The sequence below is a fragment of the Paenibacillus sp. FSL H7-0714 genome (genome assembly GCF_038003765.1).
Lineage (GTDB): Bacteria > Bacillota > Bacilli > Paenibacillales > Paenibacillaceae > Paenibacillus_AQ.
Window position 1 is genome coordinate 2,803,623 of the sequence record NZ_JBBOPT010000001.1, and the last position, 23,818, is coordinate 2,827,440.

Consider the following 23,818-nt stretch of genomic DNA (forward strand, 5'->3'; position numbering starts at 1 on the left):
TCAAGGGAACGGTGTTTTGCTGTGTGAAGTTATTCTTCGGACTACCGGTTAATGGTTTCCAGTCGTATTGCCGGCTGTACCACTATTACTGTTTCCGTTACTGCTACCTTCGCCAGATGGCGTTGAAGTAGGCGTAGGTAGAATGGTTCCAGGAATCTCGATATCCTCTCCTGGTGTACTCTCAGAGCCTGTAGGAGGCGTTGTCTCCGGTTGCTGATCTGGAGTTGGTGTTGCTTCCGGAGTTGGTGTAGTGCCTCCAGCAACGCTACCAGAAGCTGTCTCATTACCTGCGACATCAACAGCACTGACATAGAATGTTGCATTGGCACTCGCAGGAGTTCCTGGCGAGAATACCTTGCTCTCGTCAGCCATAATTACAGCTTGCTTCTGGAAAGACCCGCCGTTTAAAGAACGGTATAAGCGGTACCCTACTACATCTGGAGAGCCGCTTGGGGAGAAGCTGATCACAGCTTTTCCAGTGCTGTATGAGACACTTACATTTCCAGGAGCAGAAGGCGAAGTACCGTCGTCCACGCGTGGATCGACTTCAGTAGGGAAATCTGTCTTAGCATCGGCTGGCATATAATACTCCAGGGATTTATGCTCCTTCATCTTAGGGAAGGCTGCCAAGAGTTCCTTAACTAATTCCTGGATCGGCTTTTCACGTTTAACGACGATTTTTTCTTTCAGGAAATCCTCCGGTGTACCTTCGAGTGGGATATAGTTGACGCCATTGTAAGTAATATACTTGGCTTTGGAAATCCCATCGTCGCTCTCTTTAGGTACATATTTCGCATTGAAAAGATCCGTTGTGAATTTGTCAGTTAGAGCCGTTGGCAGCTTACCGCTGTATGCGGAAACTGTCTTTTTGGTAATTCCTTCAGGTTGTGTGAATTTGTCTGTAACGAACAAGTCTGGCTGCTTATCGATAACAGCATTCATGACTTTAGCCCATAAGGTCTGTGCTTGTCGTTTTTGTGTATCTCCTGTAAGGGTATTAATTTGTTCCTTATAACCAACCCACATGCCAAGTGTGACATCAGGGGTGTAGCCCATGAACCAGACATCTCCATAGTTCTGAGTGGAGCCAGTCTTACCTACAATAGGAACGTCTTTAAAGTGTTTATAATCTCTTCTTACTGTGCTTGCAGTACCTTCTGTGATTACTGTACGCAGCATATCGGTCATTAGATAAGCAGTTTGCTCAGAGAATACTTGTTCAGGGTTAACCTTGTGCTGATAAACGATCTTGCCTTCCGAATCCACGATCTTCTCAATCATATAAGCATCATTAAATGCTCCCTTATTGCCAATGGCGGAATAGGCATTGGTTAATTCCTCAACGGATGTACCGTATCGAAGACCACCTATAACCCCAGTCTGCGCTCTGTAATCATCTTCGGTGAGTGTAGTGATCCCTAGCTTTTTAGTAAAGGCCCAAGCATCCTCTATTCCGACCTTCTCGTTAAATAGTTTAAGCGCCGGTATGTTGAGGGATTTATTAAGTGCATAGCGAGCCGTAACTAAACCCTGATAGCGATTGTTAGCATTTTTAGGGATATGGAAGCCTTTCCCGCCATCCTTCAAAATGATTGGAGCATCATCTAAGATTCCAGCAGGTTGAATCAGTCCTGCATCTAAGGCAGGTAAGTATGCTGAAATCGGCTTCATCGTTGAGCCGGGTTGCCGGACCATTTGGGTTGCGTAGTTCATTTGCTCGATATTAAAATCGCGGCCCTCAATCATACCGAGAATGGCTCCGGTCTTGTTGTTGATCAAAATGCCAGCCGTCTGTTCAACACCTTTTGTTTTGCTGTCCTTGGTGAAATTACTACTATCTTCGGAAATACTGTGCATTGCACTGTATACTTTCTTATCAATCGTGGTATAGACTCGGTAACCGCCGGTCATTAACTGTTGTCTTGCTTCCTCAAGAAGTACGGCATTATCACTAGAGCTAGTGGTATCAGCTGTACTGTTATTCTTTTCATTTAGTGACAAAAGAATCTCAGATGCTTTACGCTCCGTCTCCATCATTAGGTATGGATATGTAGCATAGGCTTTCTTAGTGTGAGGAGCGAGAGAGCTTTTAATATCAAACTTGAGTGCTTCATCATATTGGGAGGTAGTGATCTTGTTCTCCTCTAGCATACGACGAAGTACAAGCTGTTGACGATCCATAGCTCTATTGAACGCCTTTGCGTTGAATTCTCCAACACCATTGAATGCTGAATAAGCGGAGGGGAGCTGTGGAAGACCGGCCAAATACGCCGCTTGGGCAATATTCAACTTGTCTAGATCATCCAGACCGAATATACCTTTGGATGCAGCTTTAATCCCAAATACGTTATAGCCATTCGAGCCATTACCGAACGGAACCTTGTTCAGATAAGCCGTTAAAATCTCTTGCTTGGTCAAGAAGCGTTCTAGTCTAAGTGAAAGTAGAATTTCTTTTGCTTTACGATCTTCTGTTCGATCCAGATTGAGAAATACACGTCTTGCGAGCTGTTGAGTAAGTGTACTGCCTCCGGTCTGAACGGATTCATTTAATATCTTTTGTTTGACGGCACGTAAGGTGCCTTTGAAATCCACGCCATTATGCTCATTGAAATTATTGTCCTCTATAGCGAGAACTGCATCAATAATAATCTGGGGGATGTCGTTGTATTGAATGAGCCTTCGATCTTCTTCTGTACGAAGCTGGCCGATCGGTGCGCCATCACGGAAGTATGCGAATCCGGTGATCGCATTTTGTCCGACTTGTTGTTGAATCATTTCCTCAGAGCGAACAGGTTCATCTTTCACCATGGAAGTGACATATCCTGCTGCTGCACCACCGACGAACAGAATGCCTATTATGCCAAGAATAAACATCCACTTAACTACAGAACCGAACCTGCTAAGCCCAGATCTGCGGGGTGAAGGCTTCTTTACGTTTTTTTTCTTGTTCTCTTGAACCATCGACGATAATTCCTCCTTTTAACGGAATTATTATAGCACAAATTGGCGATTTTGAATGCAGTCGGAGTGTTCATTACCTATTAGAATAACAAAAAGCCTCCGGATAAATCCGGAGGCTTTGGTCATACTCGCTATAAGCGAGATATTAACGGTTGTAGAACTCGACGATTTGTTTCTCATCGATATCCTGGGAAAGCTCGGAACGTTCTGGCAAACGAATGTATTTACCTTCGAAAGATCCTTCAGCAGATTCCAGGTAAGCTGGAAGGTGGGAACGGTTAGCAAGAGCTTCTTTGATGGAAGCCATGCTTTGGCTTCTTTCGCGAAGACCGATAACGTCGCCCAAGCTTACACGGTAAGAAGCGATGTCGACTTTTTTGCCGTTAACAGTTACGTGTCCGTGGGATACCAACTGACGTGCACCAGCACGGGAGTTAGCAAATCCAAGACGGTAAACTAGGTTGTCCAAGCGGCTTTCAAGCAAGAACATGAAGTTTTCGCCCGCAAGACCTGGAAGCTTTTGTGCTTTAGTGAAGAGAGTTTTGAATTGTTTCTCTCCCAAACCATACATGTGACGCAGTTTTTGTTTTTCCAAAAGCTGCATTCCGTAGTTACTTACTTTTCTGCGTTGGTTAGCTCCGTGTTGTCCTGGTGGAAAAGGGCGTTTCAAGTCTTTTCCTGTACCGCTAAGGGAAATTCCCAGACGGCGGCTGAGTTTGAATTTAGGTCCGGTGTAACGTGCCATGTTATAGTAGACTCCTTTATAATTGAAATTTCAGGGTAGGGCCTATTTGCGCCGCATTTCGTATCCGTGATTAGCATTAATGGCTTCCACACTGCCAGGGAAGTTCAGCCGCTGCCCTGGCAGTAACGAAATGCGTGAGGGTGACACAACGTTACGCCCAAGTAAGACTTGTTACAGTCTTGTTCAACAATAAATATTATATGAATACAGTATATAAAGTCAAGCGCTTATTAAAAGAGTTTTTGTCAATCTTTGTCGATAGTTCTTTGGTCCTAAAAAAAAGTCCCGGAAATGATGAAAATATAATGCAATGCACAAAGAAAGGGAGTAAAATATAGTTAATTAGTTGTTACTAGGGAAGATAGTTTTCTTAATCAAGATGCAAAGGGGATCTTCGTTATGTCAGAGCAGAAAGCATACGTCCATAAAGACAGCCGTATGCTGTTACAGGACAACTTACACGCTAGTAGAGATTCCGAAGATCCCACCGCCTGGCTTAGGGAAACGGAAATAGTAACGCATGACTTCCCTTATCTAGCAAATTTGATTGCAGACAGTTTCAATGAATGGTTTGGTGGGCTCAATGTCCTTCCATTCTCTAGATCATGGGAATGGTGTGTGCTGAATTTTGAAGGAAAATATATAAACAATAGTTTGGATCAACAAGAACTATGGAGGCAGCAGTGGGAACAGGCGGCGGCTTCTAGCTTGATTTCAGAAACAATCTCTGCCGTTCCGTTAACCGTAGAAGGTAAGGATCTGAGTTTTTTTACCATACCGCTATTCACTCGCGTCGACAATAAAATTTTTGCATTTTTGGGCTGTTCTATGCCTACGCAACAATATGAAATGGGTGGACGAGATACTGCAGAAGCTATGTCGCTGCATTACCGCACCTGTTTTTATCATAAGTTTGAACATATATTTGTAGCTGATCTTGCAAGTACCCATATTCATGCAGAACGTGAAAGCAATCGTCGTTCATTGTTATTTCAGATTGTTCAGCGGATGCATGACAATATTGATGTAGATGCTGTACTTTCGGAAGTCATTGATAGCATCTCTGCGATGTATCCTGGAGCCAGACTCGACCTGTATATGTCACAAGATCATCGCAGCACTAATCCGCAGGTCAAACCGTTACCTTTCCACATGTCCAGTGATGATGTCTGTGCCAGGGCGTTCAAGGATGGACGTGTTGCGCTGCACACTAGTGATGAAAATCACCGAAATGTAGAAATAGGGCTTCCGTTAGGTGGTAAGCAGGGGGTTTATGGGGTATTCCATATGGTGATGGATAATCCAATCTTCCCTGACGTTGATTTGCGGTTTCTCACAATGGTAGCCGATACGGCAGGGACTGCTTTTGAGAACGCCAAGCTTTATGAGCGCTCCAATCAGCTAATCCGTGAGCTTCGCATGAGTAATGAGCTTACCCAGCGTTTGAATCAAAGCTTGCGTTTAGGCGATATTTTTCAATTTGCGTTTGAAGAGCTACTTGAAATGTTTGGTGCAGATTACTGCTGTATCTTACATATGAATGAGGAAAAGGGTGGCCTAGAAGTTATTGCCTGCAACCATCCGTCATTGCAGAATGAAGTATTAGAAGTAGGGGCAGGTTTAGGTGGAAAGGTGTATTCCACAGGTGAGTCACTGATCATGTCTGACTACATAGATAATCCTAAGACAACTTCCCGACTAATGAATGCTACCGGTTCGCAGTCGTTGATTGCCACACCTCTTAGTGTAGGTGGAGAAGTGCGAGGTGCGATTATGCTGGCACATCGAGATTCTCATTATTTTTCCTATGACAACTACAGGCTATTGCAGGCGATGGCGGGACATATTGGTCTAGCAGTAGGTAACGCCAGGCTACATGCTGAAGTCAGACGTCTTGCGAATAGAGATAGCCTAACAGGTCTCTATGCTCGTCATTATTTGGACGAAGAGATAAAAGAAAGACAGTCAACGGACTTCTGCGGTTGTTTAATTGTTGTGGATATTGATCAGTTCAAAATCGTGAATGATACCTATGGTCATCAAAAAGGCGATAAGATTCTAAAAGAGGTTAGTGAAATTGTGAAATCTTCCATCCGTCAAGGCGACATTGCTGCGAGGTGGGGTGGGGAGGAACTCTCCGTTTATTTACCGTTAATGGGAATGCAGCAGGCGGGTTATGTAGCTGAGCGTATACGCAAACGCGTTATGGAAGAAACTGAACCTAGTGTAACGGTATCCTGCGGAATAGCGGAATGGAGCTGGATGGACGATCGAGTAAGTGTTGAGTCATTATTTTATCGAGCGGATATGGCGCTGTATAAAGCTAAGAATAACGGCCGGAACCAAGTTGTTTTTGATACGAAAGAAAATGATAGCAATATTAAGAATCCGTGAGGTAAGCCTCATGGGTTCTTTTTTTATATGCACAGTTATTCTGGCTCTAATTGCGGTATAAGGCTTGCAGGAAGGGAGAACCCTATACGTGGGTTGTACTTAAGCAAAATACTCCGAGAAAGGCCTGAGGTCCGTGAGAAAGCTATTATTACTTAAGGGAGGAGTCCCTCTAGTTCTGACACTGTATTGCCTGTTATGTAGCGGATGTAGCGTCATAAGAGACAAACCTGCGAAGGAAGATTTAAGTTTGGCGTTGGCAGGGATGGCTGGAAGTGATGAGGTTGTTTTTGAAGGGGCAAATGTGCTGAAACAAGGGGGAACAACGGTCCCTGAATCCTTATTGTTCTACGGAGGCACAGTGGAGGATCATAAAAAGGTCAAGCTGTACACGCTTCTTCCAGATAAATCCATGACCAAAAAAACAGCAGCTGATGGCGTTAAAGACTTAAAGAGTAGCGCATATGCTCTGAAACCTTATTACAGTCAGTTAGAGAAAAAAGAGGGCAGATGGGAACTTCAGACTACTGAAAATTCCTCGGAGGAGGGAAATCCATTACCTGCGCTAAATCCGCTAAAGCAACTCGAGGAGCTTGAGTCCATGGAGACGAGTGTAACCGAAGAGGCTGGAGCTGGCAGAGGGACAAGTGTGCTGCGAATCGAATTGACGCCTTCAGAGGCTAGGAAGCAGCTGTCAGCTGAATTGGAGAAAGAAATGCAGAACCTTCGTCCTAAAGTCCCCGAATCCGCTGAGAACAACGCAGAGGCTGATCAGGCAGTGATGAAAGCTTTGGAGAAGCTGTGGCAGAAGAAAAACAATGAGCTACAGCAAAAGCTGAAACAGGCTAATGTAGAAACGGTCTACCACCTAACGGTTGATAAGAAGCATAATCTTCCCAGAAGGCTTACCTTGAATCGAAAAGTAAGCTATTCCGGTGAAATGATGAATAAATCTGAAAATGAAACTTATGTATCTAAGGTGGATTTCACAGGTTACCGTTAATCTTTACATGGTTATGCAGGTCTTGCGCTCCATAAAGGGCGTGCTACAATAGAACAGCATGCTTATTTTTCAGACAGAGGAAGGAAGAGTACACAATGAAAGATCCCAGAATTCAAAAGCTGGCGGCAAATCTTGTAGGTTATTCCGTAGATGTTCAGCCAGGCGAGAACGTGCTTGTAGAAATGATTGGCAATGAAAGAGATTTAATCAAAGCTGTTGTTGAGGAAATCGGTAAAGCTGGCGGTCATGCTTTTGTTCAGTTGACAGATCGTACAGTCCTACGCAGCATGCTTAAATATGCAACACGTGAGAGTCTTCAGACATGGGCTGAAATTGACTTGAACCGGATGAAGCAAATGGATTGCTATATCGGCATCCGTGCAGGTGAGAATGTAAATGACCTGTCCGATGTTCCAGAAGAAAATATGAAATTGTATAATTCTTTGTATTCCCATCCAGTGCATAGTGAACAACGCGTGAAGCATACGAAGTGGGTAGTATTACGTTATCCCAATGCGAGTATGGCTCAGCTTGCAAATATTAGTACAGAAGCATTTGAGGACTTTTATTTCGAAGTGTGTAATTTGGATTACGCCAAAATGGACAAGGCTCAGGATGCATTGGCTGATCTCATGCGCAGAACAGATAAGGTACATATTTCAGGTCCTGGAACAGATCTTAAGTTCTCCATCAAAGGAATCGGTGCAGAGAAATGCTCTGGACAAAAGAATATTCCGGATGGCGAGGTTTACAGCGCTCCTGTTCGTGATTCTGTAAATGGAACGATCAGCTATAATGCACCATCCGTTTATAACGGAGTGACTTTTGAAAATATCAAATTCAAATTCGAGAACGGTAAAATTGTTGAAGCAACAAGCAATGACTCCGCTCGCTTGAATGAAATCCTGAATTCAGATGACGGCGCACGTCACATTGGAGAATTTGCCATAGGCTTTAACCCTTACATTTTGCACCCAATGAATGACATTCTGTTCGATGAGAAAATTGCAGGCAGCCTGCACTTTACACCAGGACAAGCATATGATGTTACAGATAACGGAAACCGGTCCTCCATTCACTGGGATCTTGTATTAATCCAACGTCCAGACTATGGCGGCGGGGAGATTTATTTTGACGATGTATTAATCCGTAAGGATGGAATCTTCGTGTTACCAGAACTGGAAGGTCTGAATCCTGAAAACTTGAAATAAGCTGTAAAAGTAAGAAAACACCTTGCACAAGTAAGCGGATTCAAGGTATCATAAGAAATGATTACAAATGACTTATGTTTCATAATCAAGTTGCGGAGGGATTTCTATGTCCAGTAACAATGCGGCAATCGTTGATATTGCTCAAACGGCAGGTCAGTTCAACTCTTCAATCGTTCTTCAAGCGGACAACAAGTACATTGATGTTAAGAGTATCCTTGGTTTGTTCACGACTTTGGTATCAAGCCAAAGCTACGAGCTTCATGTTCACGGAACAGATGCAGAAGAAGCTAAGAAGGCAATGAGTGAAGTTTTTGCTAAACACGGTTTGAACTTTACAGTTGTAGCTGAGTAATAGTTGTATGTAAAGACGTCCTACCGATTTACGGTGGGGCGTTTTTTCTAGAAATAGATGAGGAATTAATGCCAGCCCTTATAAACAACATAGCTGCTTATTTCAAATAAATGGTTAGTATAAACAGAATTGTTGTATTGATATCCGATTTCGACTAATATTAAGTAAAATAGTAAAAGCAGCTTAACTTTTGGACATGGGGGGGAAGAGGCATGACTTCGTCGGAATTACAGGAACAGTTTAATCTTAAAGCGATCAATCTTCTACAAGAAGATGCCGATAAAATTCAGCAACTTATTGAAGTGCAGATGGAAAATCTGGCAACACGCTACTGCCCTCTCTATGAGGAAGTGCTTGATACCCAAATGTACGGTTTCTCAAGAGAGGTCGATTTTGCGGTTAGAGCAGGTTTGGTGCCAGAGATTACCGGTAAAATGGTGCTGAGTAAGCTGGAGCGGAATTTAGCAGTACTCTATGAGGCATTGAATAACAAAGCAAAAGAAGAATAAGTTTTGATTTATAGTATTCATAGAAACGCACATGAGGACAGATCGTCACTCATGTGCGTTTTTTTTGAGAATTATAGAATGAATAGGTAGGTATTTATACTAGATAAAAGGAGACTCCGAGAATTAGATAAACCGTTAATAGCAAGAGACCCTCATACCAGTTGGTCGAACCATCCTGAGTGATTGATTTGGCAATAAAGACCGCGACACCAATGGCGACAATTTCGATCGTTGTAAACACAATGTCCATAGTATCACCCATGAAATAACTGGCGAAGATAAGTACAGGCGCTACAAATAGTGCAATTTGAAGACTGCTCCCGACAGCGATTTCTACTGCCGCACCGATTTTGTTCTTCATGGCTAGCATAATGGCTGCACTATGTTCTGCGGCATTACCGATGATTGCCACGAGGAAGGCGCCTACAAACAGTTCACTAAATCCAAAGCGCTCAGTTAGTGTCTCAAGCGTCCCTACCAGCCACTCACTCACAAAGGCTACCATCACGGTAGCAAGAAGTAGATAAAGGATGGATCTGTTTCTGGACCACTTAGGCGCATGCTCATGAGCCATTTCTTCCTTACCGGCTTCTGTAACGTCCTCTAGATGTTTCTTGTGTGTAATCATGGAGAAGACCAGCCAGGCCATGTACGAAGCGATGAGCAGCCCAGCAACGATTAAACTCAGCACGTCTGTATCTTTTTCAGTTATGGAATGGGTATTGAAGAACATAGCCGGTACAAATAAAGCGATCACCGCTACGATCATAAGGGAGCCGTTCATACCGGCAAGGGTTACGTTAAAGTTCTGTACTTTGAACTTCATTCCGCCAGCGAAAATACTTAAACCTAGGACAAGCAGCAGATTGCCAATAATGGAACCGGTAAGACTGGCTTTCACCATGTCAAACAGTCCTTCCTTCACTAGGAAAAAGGCAATGATTAGCTCTGCGGCATTACCGAAGGTAGCGTTTAGGAAGCCGCCTAACCGCTGTCCAGCATAATGTGCTACACTTTCTGTGGCGCGGCCCAGAAAGCCAGCCACAAACACAACGGCTACTGCAGAGAGAACGAACTGAAGCGTGTGGTCCCAATCTGCATAATGTCCTATGGCACTAAGGATAAAGGTGATTGCCAGCAAAGCTGGTGAAATCCATTTTTTCAATGTAAAGTACACTCCAATCTATGTATTCAGGATCAATTCATAATCAATATACCCAAATTATTCCTAAGTGTAAACGAGAAAGCGAGAAACTGATTTGCTTTTTAGCCTGTTTAGGAATTACAATAATTGATAATGAGTTAAGGGGGGATATGGCATGGCAGAACAACTTCAATTGGAAATGGGAAATATACGAATTTCAAATGACGTCGTCTCGAAAATTGCCGGATTGGCTGCCTTGGAGACTCCAGGTATTGCAGCCATGTCAGGTGGCCTATCAGAGGGCTGGGCAAAGCGTCTTAGTGGCAAGAACGTCCAAAAGGGCGTTACCGTTGAAGTGGGACAGCTAGAAGCAGCAGTAGACCTGCGTATTATAGTTCTCTATGAAACTCCGATACATGAAGTGTGCCGGATGCTTCAACAGAACGTACGCGAAGCTGTGGAGAGCATGACTGGACTTCATATTGTTGAAGTGAATGTCAAAGTTGAAGGCGTAGCCTTTAAGAACGATGAAATTGCTTAATGCAAAAGTGCTTGTACACAAAAAAGCAGTCCAAGATATTTAACTTGGACTGCTTTTTTATATATTCCATTACATCCGGATTTATGAATCTTACCGGGAACGAACTTGTCTAACCGTAGTTACAGATTTCGTGACTTCCTCTTTAGCTGGAAGATTAGTTTCTCTTGAAATGCTCAGCATAATTCCCATGGACAGCATACTCACAAGAAGTGAAGAACCGCCGTAGCTGATAAATGGCAAGGTTACACCAGTAAGCGGAATCGTCTTCGTTACACCACCAATATTGACAAAGGCCTGAATGGCAATGAGGCCCATAATACCAATGCCCACTAGTGTGCCAAAGGGATCCTTACACCTTAATGCGATTAAAATACCTCGCCAGATAAAATACAGATATAACATCAGAAATAATGCCGTTCCTACAAAGCCGAATTCTTCACCAATCACAGGGAAAATAAAGTCCGTATACGGGTATTTAAGATAATCCAGCTTTTGAATGCTTTTGCCAAAGCCAGAGCCACTGACTCCACCTTGTCCGAGAGCGGTCAAAGACTGAATAATATTATATCCTTCGCCTTCAGGATCCTGATAGGGATCTATGAAAGCTTGAATACGGCCTTTTTTATAGTCTTGATTGGCGGCTACTTTGTCGGTTGCGGGGGAAAGGGAATCAATCGCTGCTTTAGCCCCCATAACAATTCCTACCCCTAGCACCAAGAGTGCAATAGAGCCCAGGATATGCTTCATGCTGGCACCGCCTGCATAAATGACAAGTCCACTGGTAGCCACGAGAATAAGGCATGAGCCCAAATCTGGCTGCATCATAATAAGTCCGGCAACTATACCCACAATGACCATTACAGGGATATATCCTGTACGGAAATCTCTAAACCGTTCACCTTTTTTGGTAATTAGTGCAGAGAGATACAGGATAATTGATATTTTGGCCAGCTCGGTAGGTTGGATCCCTAGCGTCCCGATACTTAACCAGCTCTTGGCGCCATTGATTCTTTCGGAAAAGGCTACAAATAGCAGGAGAATTATGGTGATGATAAAGATAGGCACATACCACTTCTTGAATTTACTGTAGTGAATGTTCATGGCTGTAAACATAACAACGATTCCAAGTACGATCCATATCATCTGGCGTTTCATGAAAAATAGAGGGTCATTACTGAACTTCGAGCTTGCTAAGGTCAAACTGGAGCTAGCACTGAAGACCATGACTAGACCGAAACCCACAAGTAGTAGTGTTAAGATAAGTAGTTGGAAATCGGGTGTTCCTCTTTTGGGCAGGCTGACATTTTGTTTCGTCTTTCCCTTTCTGTTACTCAAGCCTCCAACATCTGCTTTAATTCGAGAATCCGAGTAGCAGCAGTGTCCAATACTGGTTTAGGTACCGGGGAGTCATACTCCAGGCCATGGGGGAATGTTGCTTTCCCTAAGTATACGGCTTCAATTGCAAGTACGGCATCAGCTTTCTCCAGCTTCCCCTCGACAGCGCGAGTGTTGATGCGTAGAAAGTATTCGCCACCATCCTGTGGGTCTTCAATTTTGCAGTCGTAAGTGGCACGATAGTATTCCCATTGCCAGCGAATGAAGCCAGCCTTTGTCGCACTCTCGTCCAGATAGAGAAGATCACTCTTCAATCCTACGAGGCCCGTGTTCTCAAAAATCATAGCACGCATATCCCCCTTATGAAGTATAATGATGAATTCATGATCCGTTTGCTGATGTTCTACCTCATGATAGTATGTTTCTAAACGTTGTGCAAGAGTAGGCACCTCCTAACGATACCCAGTTTTTTGCGTTTCTGCTACAATAAAAGAATTATAGCCGTATACGGCTGGAACAAAGTGTACAGGACTGCTGTCGCATGCTATTGATGCGGGTTTATGAAGAAGGGGATGGAGAACGTATGAAGAGCTTAGCGGTTGATTCGCTCATGCCGGAGATCGTGGAATGGAGACGCCATTTACACCGTCATCCGGAGTTGTCTTTTCATGAAAAGGAAACGTCAGCATTTATAGCAGACAAGTTAGCAGAATTCGGCATCGAAGTTAGAAGAAGCACGTCCGGGTATGGTGTAACAGGTATATTGCGAGGACATCGGCCGGGGAAAACGGTAGTCCTTCGCGCGGATATGGATGCACTACCTATTAAAGAGGAGAATAAGAATGACTACGTTTCGCAAAATGAAGGGGTTATGCATGCCTGTGGGCATGATGGACACACTTCAATACTGCTGGGTGTAGCCTTTTACTATAGCAGCCGCCTTGAAGAGTTAGAAGGGGAGCTGCGTTTTCTTTTTCAGCCTGCGGAGGAAGTATGCCCGGGTGGAGCACAGGGGATGATTGCCGAAGGCGTGCTGGAAGGCGCGGATGCGGTGTATGGTTTGCATTTGTGGACTCCGCTTCCAATGGGGACCGTGGGCAGTGCGCCAGGACCTCTTATGGCATCTGCTGATGAATTTTTCATTGATATCATCGGCAGGGGCGGACATGGCGGTATGCCGAATCGCACGATAGACAGTATTGTAGCCGGGGCAGCGCTTGTGACTCAGCTTCAGAGCATCGTAAGCCGCTCTGTGAACCCGCTGGAGCCCGCTGTTCTCAGTGTAGGAACCATTCAAGGGGGATTCGCCCAGAACGTCATAGCTGAGCGTTGTCGCATTACAGGAACCGTACGGGCGTTCGACGAGGAGACCCGTTATCTGATCCGCAGCAGAATCGAAGAAATGACAGTTTCAATAGCTGGCGCATACGGTGCAGAAGCTAAGATAGACTATGTTATGGGATATCCGCCACTCGTAAATCACGAGGGGGAATACCAGCGTTTTTCCGAGGTGGCACCGGGAGCACTAGGAGAAGCTGTTCAAGTGATTCGCATGGAAAAGCTGATGCCAGCTGAGGATTTTGCCTACTATGTAAAAGAAATTCCTGGCTGCTTTATGTTCGTAGGGGCTGGGAATCCAGACAAAGATGCAGCTTACCCGCATCATCATAGCAAGTTTGATTTTGACGAGGATGCTATGTTGCATGGGATGAAATTATTGATCGCTATGGCGAATTCCTGTTTGCAAGAGAAGACAATCGTATAATTTCGTTTCATAGAGGAGAACCTATTCCATAACATGGAGATTACGTTTAGGAGGGTTCGTTCTTGAAGACAGTGAAAGAGGTTATGACGAAGGATCCAGTAACAGTTACACTACTGGATAATGTGTATGAAGTCGCTGTTAAAATGAGAGAGCATGACACTGGATTTATACCAGTCATTGATAATGAAGACAATAAGACATTACTCGGTGTAATTACAGATCGTGATCTAGTGATTAGAGGTTACGCGGCTAAACACCCTGGATCAACAGCTGTGGAAAAGGTAATGAGTAGAGAAATTCAGACCGTCTCAGAGAATGCATCTGTAGATGAGGCTGCAGAACTGATGTCGAGCTGGCAAATTCGCAGATTGGCTGTGACTAGTGGCCAGAAGCTGATAGGTGTAGTGTCCATCGGTGACTTGGCTGTGCGCAACATTTTTGCGGACGAGGCTGGCGAAGCGCTTCATGATATTTCGCAGCAGCATTTACATTAAATAGTTTGATAGGGAAGCTCATGACCGTTATGCGGGGATGAGCTTTTTCCTGTTCAAATCTAAGAAAATATAGATTTCACACTATACATTATCCTTATATTTCTCGCATAAACGCTTAACGCCCTTTTGGGATGCCGAAGGCGTTTTTGCTTGTATGAATGTAAGCAGATTACATAGCGCAGGCTTGAATAAAATTAATGATTGGGGAGGGAACGTTATGAATGAAACAGGGGCTTGCATTGTGCGAAGGGATCGGACGATTCTACTGGAATGTGCACATCCTGGTTTTGAGAAGGCAAGGAAAGAACTGGGAACCTTTGCAGAGCTCGTAAAGAGTCCTCCGGCTTATCACACTTATAGAATCACTCCATTATCATTATGGAATGCAGCAGCGCTTAATTATACAGCTGAAACGATTATTTCAAGTCTTCATCAACTCGCGCGCTGGGGTGTTCCTGCCGGGCTGGAGGACGAGATCGCAACTCTTCTCTCTAGGTATGGGAAGCTCACCCTTCACGGTCAGGAGACTTCGAATGAGCTCATTACGCTTAGGGCTGAGACAGCTGAGATTCTGAATGGACTAGTTAATGAATCAGGTCTAAAGGAGTTAGGTTTGCAGAGAATAAATCCACTAGAAAGCTCATGCCGTGCGGAGAACCGAGGGCTTTTAAAGCAAGAGCTGATGAGACTAGGCTACCCTGTACTGGATTATGCTGGTTATCATGTCGGACAAGCTCTAAGTTTGACCTGGAAGGAGTCTCACAATCACGCAAAGGATGGAGCGAAAGGTGAAGCTTTTAGACTGCGTGAATATCAGCAGGAGGCTGTCCAGATGTTTCAAGGCATAGAAGGGCAGGGAGGCAGCGGGGTAGTTGTGTTGCCTTGTGGAGCGGGTAAGACGGTAGTGGGACTGGCCGTTCTTGAAAGTCTACAATGCGAAACACTGATCTTAACTTCAAATACAACTTCGGTAAGACAATGGGTAGATGAGCTGCTTGAGCGAACCGATTTGGCTGATGAGTCTATTGGCGAATACTCCGGTGAAAAAAGAGAAGTGCGGCCTGTTACTATAGCTACCTATCAGATATTAACGCACCGTCAATCCAAAGGCGGTCCTTTTCTCCATATGAAGCTGTTCAATGAACGCAACTGGGGTTTGATTATTTATGATGAGGTTCATCTGCTTCCAGCTCCAGTATTCCGGGCTACAGCAGATATTCAGGCTACTAGAAGACTAGGTCTCACTGCAACTCTGGTTAGAGAAGACGGGAAGGAAGGGGACGTATTCTCATTGATCGGGCCTAAGCGTTACGACATGCCTTGGAAGGAGCTGGAGCAGCAGGGCTGGATTGCAGAGGTAGAATGTGTCGAGATGATCGTACCGATGAGCTCTGAGCTGAGACAGAAGTATTTGTATGCGGAAGCGAAAGAGAAATTTCGTATGGCCTCATGCAATCCTGCAAAAGCTGAGGTTATAGTCGAGATTCTAAAAGCCCATCAGGGATCATCGGTTCTGGTTATTGGACAGTATCTCGACCAATTAATTGAACTGGCGGATAAGATCGGTGCACCTCTGATTACGGGTAAAACGAAGCAGCGAGAAAGAGATGAGTTGTATGCAGCTTTTAACGAGGGAATAATACAGGTGCTTGTTGTCTCTAAAGTAGCGAATTTTGCGGTGAATTTGCCAGATGCGTCGATTGCTATTGAGGTTTCAGGAGCTTTTGGATCCAGGCAGGAGGAGGCCCAGCGCTTGGGTCGAATCTTGCGTCCGAAGGCGGGTGAGAACAAAGCGTACTTCTATTCGCTGGTATCTGAAGATAGCCGGGAGCAGGAATTCGCTATGCGCCGCCGCATGTTTTTAACAGAACAGGGGTATGAATATGTCGTTAAAATGGTGCCGAACGGAAAGGAGCGAACGATCCATTGAACCAGCTATCAGCGGAAGCCTTAGAGGTCTTAAAGCGATTATGTGCTGCTTACGCGGCCCAGCCCTTTGACGAGGGGAAAGAAGAGCGGTGGCGTCCTACGACGCTCTGCCGGGCAGAGCAAAAGCTTGCAATGAATGAACTGCGGCGCGCGGGGTTGTTAACTGCGAGGCATAAAATATTGGGGGAGAAGCTGTATCAGATTCCTGTTGAACAATTATTAGTGCTAGAACAAGAATTCTTCCCATACCAGCCTAAGTTTATTGAGGGTTATTCAGTGAATCTATCCATGGAGGCGGGTGCTGGACTGGCAGTAGATCTGTTTCGGGCCTTGCTGTTCATGGCTCGTGAAGGCTTGCCTTTGACCGCTAAGGGAATTATTCATAAAAAGAATTTAAATCGTTTAGCGGCTCAGCTTTCTTTTCAGGAAAAGCATTTAGCGGGGCTCTCTATGGGCACTCCTTCGAATGAAATGGATGCTCTGTCAGCGGCTCTTGTAGTAGATATCATGTTGTGTCTTGGGCTTATTACCAGGCTGAAAACAGGCTATAGACTGGACAAGGATATGCTGGGAAGTTGGTTGCAACTTCCTGAGACAAGAATGACTGACATCCTGTATGGGATTGTTATTCATCGTTTTGGAAGCATTGGGCCTGCCGATCAGCATTTTCGCTATTTAATATCCAGCAATGCTTTTGTATCAGAGAAATGGACAGCGTTGCCTGAGCTTCTGGACTGGATGGCAGATATGAATTTAACCGGAACAGTTTCCCGGAAAGAGCTGGAACAATCAAGCTTGAACTGGCTTCGTTGTCTAACAGGCTTTGGATGGTGTGAACTGGGGAGCACGCCTGAGGGTATCCAGTGTTTTCGCTGGACTGCTGCAAAACCGAAGCTAATGTACAGTAGTGAGTCCTCCCCTGATTCTGTGTCAGAGCATTCGAATGACCAGTTTATTGTGCAGCCCGATTTTGAAGTCCTGATTCCACCGGATGTTCTCTATACTGTGCGCTGGATTTTAGCTGAATGCGCTGAACTTCTGCAAACAGATACGATGTGGAGCTTCCGACTGACTCGTGAGATGCTAGTGCATGCATCAGAGCGAGGGATGCCTCCAGAAGAAGCGATAGCTTGGATTAAAGATCATGCACTGGGTGGTCTGCCATCTGTGGTAGAGCTGTCTTTAGAGCAATGGGGAAAGAGCATTGGCCGAACATCACTCTCTGAAGTGATTCTGTTGACTTGTCAGACGGAGGAGGACGGAGCGGCTATTGCAGCCCATCCGCGACTGCAAGAGAGCCTTAAACGTATCGGACCGCTTCATTTCCTTGTATCTCCGGAGTCTGTGGAGCAGATGCGTAAGGAGCTGTTCTTAGCAGGATTGGCCCCTTCTAGGATGATTGGAGGACATGAGGAAGAGGTGGATGCTGAATGGACTTCTTTTCATCAAGAAGCCGAAACCGGGCAAGCGTTGTATTCACTTCCAGAACTAAATGCTGAACTAAGGCTACTCGACAGAGGGAATCCCTTTTTAAACCTACCAGTTATTTCTCCTGAGCAGGAGGAGGATATCTTATTAGGTGGAGAAAATGTACCACAGATCTGGAGCAAGGAATGGCGCCATTATCATAGCTCAACCGCTCAGAAAGTAATGGAACAAGGGTTGAAATGGGGAATTAAGGTGCGGTTTTCCTTAAAGGACCAAATGTTAGATTTCATCCCCTCCAGAATAAAAGGTAATCCTTGGAAAGTGGCAGGACATCTGCTGTATAACGATGGTGAAACGGTTGAGGAAATAGAGCTGACCCCTGAAGACTGGAAGGAAATGAAGTTAGTAATTCCCAAAAGGCGAAGAAATTCCTCTTCTGCTGAAGCGAGTGATTATGGTATGATAGAAAAGTCTACTGAATTCGGTAGAACATTAACGTAGAAAAGAGCTGAGTTCATGAGCGTAGCGGAATTAAATACGGTCGATATGGCTGAAGTGCTGACATACGCCTATGAATTAGGCGATATGATTAATCAATCCGCCGAAGTGTCGGATTACTTATACTGGAAAGGACGGGTTGATTCGAACCCAGAAATTCAGGCCATGGTCAAACAGCTTCAAGCCAAGAAGGAGTTGTTTGAAGAAACACAGCGATTCGGACATTTTCATCCGAACTATCATTCAGCGAAGGATGAGGTTTCGGCAGTAGAAGCGGAATTGGAGAAGTTTGAAGAGGTCGCTCGTTTTAAGCAGGCGGAGAAGACTCTTGATGACATTCTGCATTCCATGTCGGAAGCGATTGCTTTTTCAGTATCGGATAGCATTAAAGTACCAAGCAATGATCCTTCCCCTAAAGGTGGATGCGGTAGCGGGGGAAAATGCTCCTGCGGATAAGCTTCCCTTAGGATTTAGAGAGAGAAAGGCGGTTTAGCTTATGTTTGCGGAACGGACAGGATACATCATTTGGGTAAGTGACGTTAAAGCGGCACGTAACCTTGAGAAATACGGAACATTACATTATGTTTCTCGGAAAATGCATTATGCAGTGATGTATGTAAATGCAGAACGTGCCGAGGAAGTTATGAAGAATGTCCGCAGACTCTCCTACGTTCGTAAGATCGAAAGATCCTATCGAAACGAAATTAAGACAGAGTATACCAGTAATGGGCCGGACAAGTCCCGTAATTACGGTATGTAATTCTTGGAGGTGAACAGGTGCTTAAGTAGCACCTGTTTTTTTATGCGCAGCTCTCGGGTAACCGCGGTTTCTTCCGTGCTCTGGAACTTGTACAACTTTCAGCAATGAGGTAAGATGACAACATTAAGTACATACAAAGACCCTTATGGTGGAGTGTGATGATGATGCGCAACAAAGGGACGGATTGGCCCAGTTCTTACGAGCCCTTCCACATCATGCTGAACGACTACAGGGTCGCTGACATCGTTATAACAAATCATGCGAAGAGTCGTTATTTGGACCGGATCGGTAAAGGTGTAAGCGATGACGAAGAGGTCGCCGCATGGATGTGGCAGTGCCTGATGCAGAATCGGCTCAAGCCCTTTTCAGACAGTGATTTTAACGCGTATTTAATTGACGATGACTCTGTAGTAATCGCTGAGTTCACGGAATTGATAGGTGAAAAAGATATTTCAGGTCAGCCATTATATTCTATGATCATCGTTTCGTTTCTTGGTAGAATCTCTGCGACTCCACAGTTGAGAGATTTAAAAACTTACTTTTCGCTGCTGCGCAATTCCCGCCGCACTAAGCTAACGAAGAAGAAGCGTAAACGTAAATAGTGTATAAAGAGCGAACAGGAGGCATGCGGCGGTGGCTGCATGTCCTTTTTGAAAATAAGAATATATAAGCTTCATATCGTACATAATCCCTTACTTAAGTTTCTTTTATAGACAGCACAAGGAGTTGCAGAGCATGAACTTTCATCAATTACATATTTTTTATACTGTCTTAGAGCGAGGAAGCTTCTCGGCAGCGGCACAGACATTACATATGACTCAACCAGCAGTGACCATGCAAGTACAGGCGCTAGAGGATTATTTTGGAACCAAGCTCTTCAATCGTTCTACCAAAAAAATCATGCTCTCCGAAGCAGGTCATACGTTAATGCCATACGCGCTGCGCAGTATCCAATTGATGCGGGAGACGGATCAAGCGATGTCGGCGTTTACGCATATGTTGGAAGGGCGCTTGCAGCTTGGGGCAAGCCTTACCATTGGGGAGTATGTGCTGCCACGGCTCTTAGGTCCTTTTGGAAAGCAATATCCGAACATTTCAATCATGATGAAGGTCATGAATACCTCGCAAATTATGGAGGAAATCCTAAAACATCAGTTGAATTTTGGTTTAATTGAAGCGTCGGTAACACATCCTGATATGGTGATTGAGCCGGTGATGGGGGATGAATTGAAGTTGATTGTGCCCTATGATCATCCGCTTGCAGAGCAGCAAGAGGTCACTTTGGAGGAGGTGCTTCAGCACCCTTTTGTCCTGCGTGAGCAGGGCTCAGGAACGCGGCGTGTGATGGAAGAGCAGCTGTTCTCGAAGGGGCTTGATCCGGGATCGATGAAAATAGTGATGGAGCTTGGTAGTACGGGTGCTGTGAAGTCGGCAGTGGAGGCAGGTCTTGGGGTTACTATTATCTCGACTTCTTCTGTTAAACATGAGGTTGCGCTTGGACTACTGAAAATCGTGAATATCTCGGATGCCTCATTTAAAAGACAATTCTACGCCATTCATCTAAAATCGACACTGCTGCCAATTTCTGCAGTGACGTTCTTGACTTTTTTGCGCGAGCATTCGAATGATAACTAAAGCAATATGACCAGAGGCAGGAAACTTAGAAACTAGCGATAGAGGTGATAGAATTGGAGAATGAAACTAGACTGGATGAACTGAAGGGCGACAGACCGGAGAATATTGACGCCTCACGATGCGATCTTCACACGCATACTCTAGCCTCTGATGGCATGCAGCCACCGGAGGAAAATGTACGTCTCGCTAAAGAGAAGGGACTAATCGCAGTTGCCATTACGGATCATGATACTGTGGCTGGTGTGAAGGAAGCTCTCGAAGCAGGAGAGAAGTACGGAATCACTGTTGTACCGGGTGTAGAGATCAGCACTCGTGCTGGAGGAAAAGATATTCACGTCCTTGGATACTACATAGATCCAGCAAATGAGTTGTTTCTTTCCCGTTTGGAAGGGCTAAGAGAAACCCGGGCACTAAGGAATGATGCGATCCTCTCAAAATTACGTGGGCTTGGGATTGAAATTACGCTTGAGGCAGTTGTCGCGGGAATTGGACGGGAACTGAAGCCTGATGAGAGTATTGGTCGACCACATATTGCTGATGAGCTGGTTCGTCTTGGAGCAGCTACGGATATGAGAGATGCGTTCAATAAGTATTTAGCCGAAGGTGCAGCGGCTTACGTGTCACCCCCACGAATCACGCCCGAGGAAGCCTGTGATTGGATTATCGAGGCGGGTGGGTCTCCAGTATTGGCGCATCCAGGCCTATATGGTGACGACCAGTTAGTACGAGGGATTATGGAGCGGGGGGCTTTTAAAGGGATTGAGGTTTATCATTCGGATCACGAACCCGCTGATTCAGAGCGTTACCTAACCATGGCTGAAGAATACAGCTTAATTATAACCGGTGGCTCGGATTTTCATGGTGCTCGTCAAGGTGTTGTATTCCATGGAGATATCGGTAGTGTTACGGTTTCTGTTGAAGCTCTGGAACAGTTGAAGAAGGTTGCTGGCATGTTACGTCAAAACTAAGTTCAATCAGTTGAACATAATATACTGAAAAACGAAAACCGGCTGTCATCCACAAATGGACGACAGCCGGTTCTTTTTGTTATTTAGCTTCTCAGCGTATTTGGAAGACTCTTAATGCGATTTTCATCTGGAGTGACAAACAATGTTTTCTGATGATCATAGATCACAAATCCGGGTTTCGAGCCACTCGGTTTGCGGACATGGCGGATCAGTGTGCAGTCTACAGGCACACTGCTTGACTGCTTCGCCTGACTGTAATAAGCGGCAAGCTGGGCGGCTTCTTCCAGTGTGGCATCTCCAAATTCCTCACTACGGATGACAACGTGAGAACCAGGAATATCCTTGGTATGCAGCCAAGTGTCATTAGGTGAAGCCAGTCGATTAGTGACGTATTCGTTCTGTAAATTATTTTTTCCGACATAAATGTCGATGCCTTCAGACGAGGTGAAGACCTGCAATGTAGGTCTGGTTGCTTTTTTCTTTTTCTTGCCTTTTTTGCTTCGGTCGCGAAGATATCCTTGACTTACAAGCTCGTCGCGGATCTCTTCAATGTCATTCAATGAGGCATGGGCAAGCTGTTGAAGTAAACTTTCCATGTAGGATATTTCCTCATGGGTCTTAATCAGCTGCTCATTAATGACAAGGAGGCTGTTTTTATATTTGTTGTACTTTTTAAAATAACGTTGTGCATTATCCGATGGGCTTAATAAAGGGTCGAGTGGGATGACCATTTCTGCCTGATTTTCGTCATAATAGTTGACCAAAGAGGCTTCTTTATCTCCTTTGGACACGGCATGTAAGGACGCGAATAGCAATTCACCCCAAATACGATAGCGATCTGCGTCTTGCGCTTCGTCTAGATCCTTCTGTAGATTGGCAAGCTTCTTAACGTTTTTGCTACGTTCGTTGCTCAGGAAACGGATCAAATCACTTACCCGTTGCTTCACCGTATCACGTTCAGCTTTATCCCCGTAATAATCCTCCATGCACTCACTAATCGTGTTATATTGCTTCGCATTCTCACCCAATAGAGATAACGGAATCGCGGAAAAAATCATTTTCCCTTTCGTATTCGCACCTGAAATAGGAGAGAATTCGCAATTATGGACAGGTCCCATTACAGACTGGAAGGCGTCCCATAACTTTGTTGGAAATTCTGGTGCAGATCCCTGTGTAACACCTATCGCAAGGTCATTTCTGAGACGAAGAGCAATCTCTCCGGCAACAAGTGGACTCATTCCGCTGAAGGCATGCACCATCCAGCCTACCGGGTCAGCTGATGGGGAAGGACCGCCTGAGCCGTCAGGTTTCTGTTCAACCTCTTCTTTTGTAATCAGGTTGGCGAGCTCACCTTCAATGATTTCTTCCGGTTCGGCCTCCTTCTCATCTTCTTCCAGTAGAGCGGATTCTTCAGCAGCTGAGATCAAATTGAGAAATCGTTCTTTATCGATCTCCAGAGGGTTCAGCTTGTGTTGCTGAGGAGGCTCTGTGTAAGCGACACCGGGCATTACGATCCGGTAGCTGCTGATTGATGGAGTAACATGATGAATGCCGTCTATGATCGTTCCTGTGCTGAGCTCAGTAAGGATGATATTACTATGCCGTCCCATGAGCTCTATGATGATCTTTTTGGCAGAAACGTCTCCAAGCTCATCTCTAGTCTTAACATTTATGTGAATAATTCGTTCCATGCCTACCTGAGTGATACTCTCAATAGCCCCACCTTCACAATGCTTACGCATGAGCATGCAGAACATAGGTGCTTCTGATGGGTTTATGCTGCTTCTTTCTGTAAGATGCAGACGCGGATATGTCGGATTAGCAGAGAGCAATAGCTTGCCGCCGCCACCGGCACCCCGCAGGTTGAAGATAAGATCGTGATTGCTCGGTTGATATATTTTGCCTATACGCGCACCGATGAATGATTGCAGTTCGTGCACGATAGCTCGGGTAACAATGCCGTCTAATGCCATGATAAAGCTCTCCTGTCGACGTGAATTGAATTTCTGAAAATATAAGAAAGTATAAGTTTCACATCATACTTTATATCTTATATTTCTTGTTTAAACGCTTACCGCCCTTATAAGAACACCGAAGACGTTTAAGCTTACCTCTCTATGATGCCATACTTTGGGACATTCGCGCAAAA

21 protein-coding genes are annotated in these 23,818 nt (G+C 44.9%); 15 read left to right on the forward strand and 6 right to left on the reverse strand.

Going from position 1 to position 23,818, the window contains the following annotated elements; all coding sequences use genetic code 11:
• Positions 1-48: 48 nt before the first annotated feature.
• On the reverse strand, positions 49-2,961 hold the full coding sequence (locus tag NST34_RS12400; protein WP_076299463.1) for a transglycosylase domain-containing protein: 2,913 nt from the start codon (positions 2,959-2,961) through the stop codon (positions 49-51).
• 145 nt (positions 2,962-3,106) lie between these two features.
• Positions 3,107-3,706 (reverse strand): 30S ribosomal protein S4, encoded by a 600-nt coding sequence (gene rpsD, locus NST34_RS12405; RefSeq protein WP_042187338.1) that lies wholly within the window; start codon positions 3,704-3,706, stop codon positions 3,107-3,109.
• Positions 3,707-4,105: 399 nt separating this feature from the next.
• On the opposite strand from rpsD, the gene NST34_RS12410 reads away from it, so the two are divergent.
• From NST34_RS12410 to NST34_RS12430, 5 genes are all read left to right on the forward strand, one after another.
• Positions 4,106-6,100: a sensor domain-containing diguanylate cyclase gene (locus NST34_RS12410; protein ID WP_341127916.1), complete on the forward strand. Its 1,995-nt coding sequence runs from the start codon at positions 4,106-4,108 to the stop codon at positions 6,098-6,100.
• A gap of 247 nt (positions 6,101-6,347) precedes the next feature.
• Complete coding sequence (locus tag NST34_RS12415; RefSeq protein ID WP_341127917.1) at positions 6,348-7,100, forward strand: hypothetical protein; 753 nt, start codon at positions 6,348-6,350, stop codon at positions 7,098-7,100.
• Positions 7,101-7,195: 95 nt separating this feature from the next.
• Complete coding sequence (locus NST34_RS12420; RefSeq protein ID WP_076282932.1) at positions 7,196-8,311, forward strand: aminopeptidase; 1,116 nt, start codon at positions 7,196-7,198, stop codon at positions 8,309-8,311.
• 106 nt (positions 8,312-8,417) lie between these two features.
• A complete protein-coding gene (locus tag NST34_RS12425; protein ID WP_042126831.1) occupies positions 8,418-8,663 on the forward strand; it encodes an HPr family phosphocarrier protein in 246 nt (81 codons plus the stop codon).
• A gap of 212 nt (positions 8,664-8,875) precedes the next feature.
• Positions 8,876-9,172 carry a YlaN family protein gene (locus tag NST34_RS12430; RefSeq protein ID WP_042126833.1) on the forward strand — a complete coding sequence of 99 codons (297 nt, stop codon included), beginning with the start codon at positions 8,876-8,878 and terminating at the stop codon, positions 9,170-9,172.
• A gap of 94 nt (positions 9,173-9,266) precedes the next feature.
• Here NST34_RS12430 and cax read toward each other — a convergent pair whose 3' ends face one another.
• Positions 9,267-10,337, reverse strand: a complete 1,071-nt coding sequence (gene cax, locus NST34_RS12435; RefSeq protein ID WP_042187348.1) for a calcium/proton exchanger — start codon at positions 10,335-10,337, stop codon at positions 9,267-9,269.
• Positions 10,338-10,491: 154 nt separating this feature from the next.
• Between cax and NST34_RS12440 the strand changes: the two genes are divergently transcribed.
• Entirely contained in the window at positions 10,492-10,857 is a 366-nt protein-coding gene (locus NST34_RS12440) for an Asp23/Gls24 family envelope stress response protein (protein WP_042126837.1), read from the forward strand.
• 90 nt (positions 10,858-10,947) lie between these two features.
• Here the strand turns inward: NST34_RS12440 and ftsW are convergent, their stop codons facing one another.
• Positions 10,948-12,192 carry a putative lipid II flippase FtsW gene (gene ftsW, locus NST34_RS12445; RefSeq protein ID WP_076282931.1) on the reverse strand — a complete coding sequence of 415 codons (1,245 nt, stop codon included), beginning with the start codon at positions 12,190-12,192 and terminating at the stop codon, positions 10,948-10,950.
• A complete protein-coding gene (locus tag NST34_RS12450; RefSeq protein WP_076282930.1) occupies positions 12,189-12,536 on the reverse strand; it encodes a YugN family protein in 348 nt (115 codons plus the stop codon). Before NST34_RS12450 ends, ftsW begins: the two co-directional genes overlap by 4 nt.
• 239 nt (positions 12,537-12,775) lie before the next feature.
• Here NST34_RS12450 and NST34_RS12455 point away from each other — a divergent pair, with 239 nt between their 5' ends.
• The 9 genes from NST34_RS12455 (at position 12,776) to NST34_RS12495 (ending at position 21,669) form a co-directional block, all read left to right on the forward strand.
• Positions 12,776-13,957, forward strand: a complete 1,182-nt coding sequence (locus NST34_RS12455) for a M20 family metallopeptidase (protein ID WP_076299508.1) — start codon at positions 12,776-12,778, stop codon at positions 13,955-13,957.
• A 62-nt stretch (positions 13,958-14,019) separates the two neighbouring features.
• Positions 14,020-14,451, forward strand: coding sequence for a CBS domain-containing protein (locus NST34_RS12460; protein ID WP_076282929.1), 432 nt, complete (start codon positions 14,020-14,022; stop codon positions 14,449-14,451).
• A 217-nt stretch (positions 14,452-14,668) separates the two neighbouring features.
• A complete protein-coding gene (locus NST34_RS12465) occupies positions 14,669-16,381 on the forward strand; it encodes a DNA repair helicase XPB (RefSeq protein WP_076299460.1) in 1,713 nt (570 codons plus the stop codon).
• Positions 16,378-18,309 (forward strand): helicase-associated domain-containing protein, encoded by a 1,932-nt coding sequence (locus NST34_RS12470; protein WP_076299459.1) that lies wholly within the window; start codon positions 16,378-16,380, stop codon positions 18,307-18,309. Before NST34_RS12465 ends, NST34_RS12470 begins: the two co-directional genes overlap by 4 nt.
• A 15-nt stretch (positions 18,310-18,324) precedes the next feature.
• The gene (locus NST34_RS12475) at positions 18,325-18,762 is read left to right on the forward strand and encodes a YlbF family regulator (protein ID WP_076282926.1); all 438 of its coding nucleotides are present in this window, start codon (positions 18,325-18,327) and stop codon (positions 18,760-18,762) included.
• A gap of 40 nt (positions 18,763-18,802) precedes the next feature.
• The gene (locus NST34_RS12480) at positions 18,803-19,066 is read left to right on the forward strand and encodes a YlbG family protein (protein ID WP_042126853.1); all 264 of its coding nucleotides are present in this window, start codon (positions 18,803-18,805) and stop codon (positions 19,064-19,066) included.
• A gap of 164 nt (positions 19,067-19,230) precedes the next feature.
• Positions 19,231-19,668: a hypothetical protein gene (locus NST34_RS12485; protein WP_076283371.1), complete on the forward strand. Its 438-nt coding sequence runs from the start codon at positions 19,231-19,233 to the stop codon at positions 19,666-19,668.
• Positions 19,669-19,801: 133 nt separating this feature from the next.
• A complete protein-coding gene (locus NST34_RS12490; protein ID WP_076282925.1) occupies positions 19,802-20,701 on the forward strand; it encodes a selenium metabolism-associated LysR family transcriptional regulator in 900 nt (299 codons plus the stop codon).
• 53 nt (positions 20,702-20,754) lie between these two features.
• Entirely contained in the window at positions 20,755-21,669 is a 915-nt protein-coding gene (locus tag NST34_RS12495) for a PHP domain-containing protein (RefSeq protein WP_445667659.1), read from the forward strand.
• Positions 21,670-21,752: 83 nt separating this feature from the next.
• On the opposite strand, the gene NST34_RS12500 is transcribed toward NST34_RS12495, so the two are convergent.
• A complete protein-coding gene (locus tag NST34_RS12500; protein WP_341127918.1) occupies positions 21,753-23,642 on the reverse strand; it encodes an Rqc2 family fibronectin-binding protein in 1,890 nt (629 codons plus the stop codon).
• Positions 23,643-23,818 lie beyond the last annotated feature (176 nt).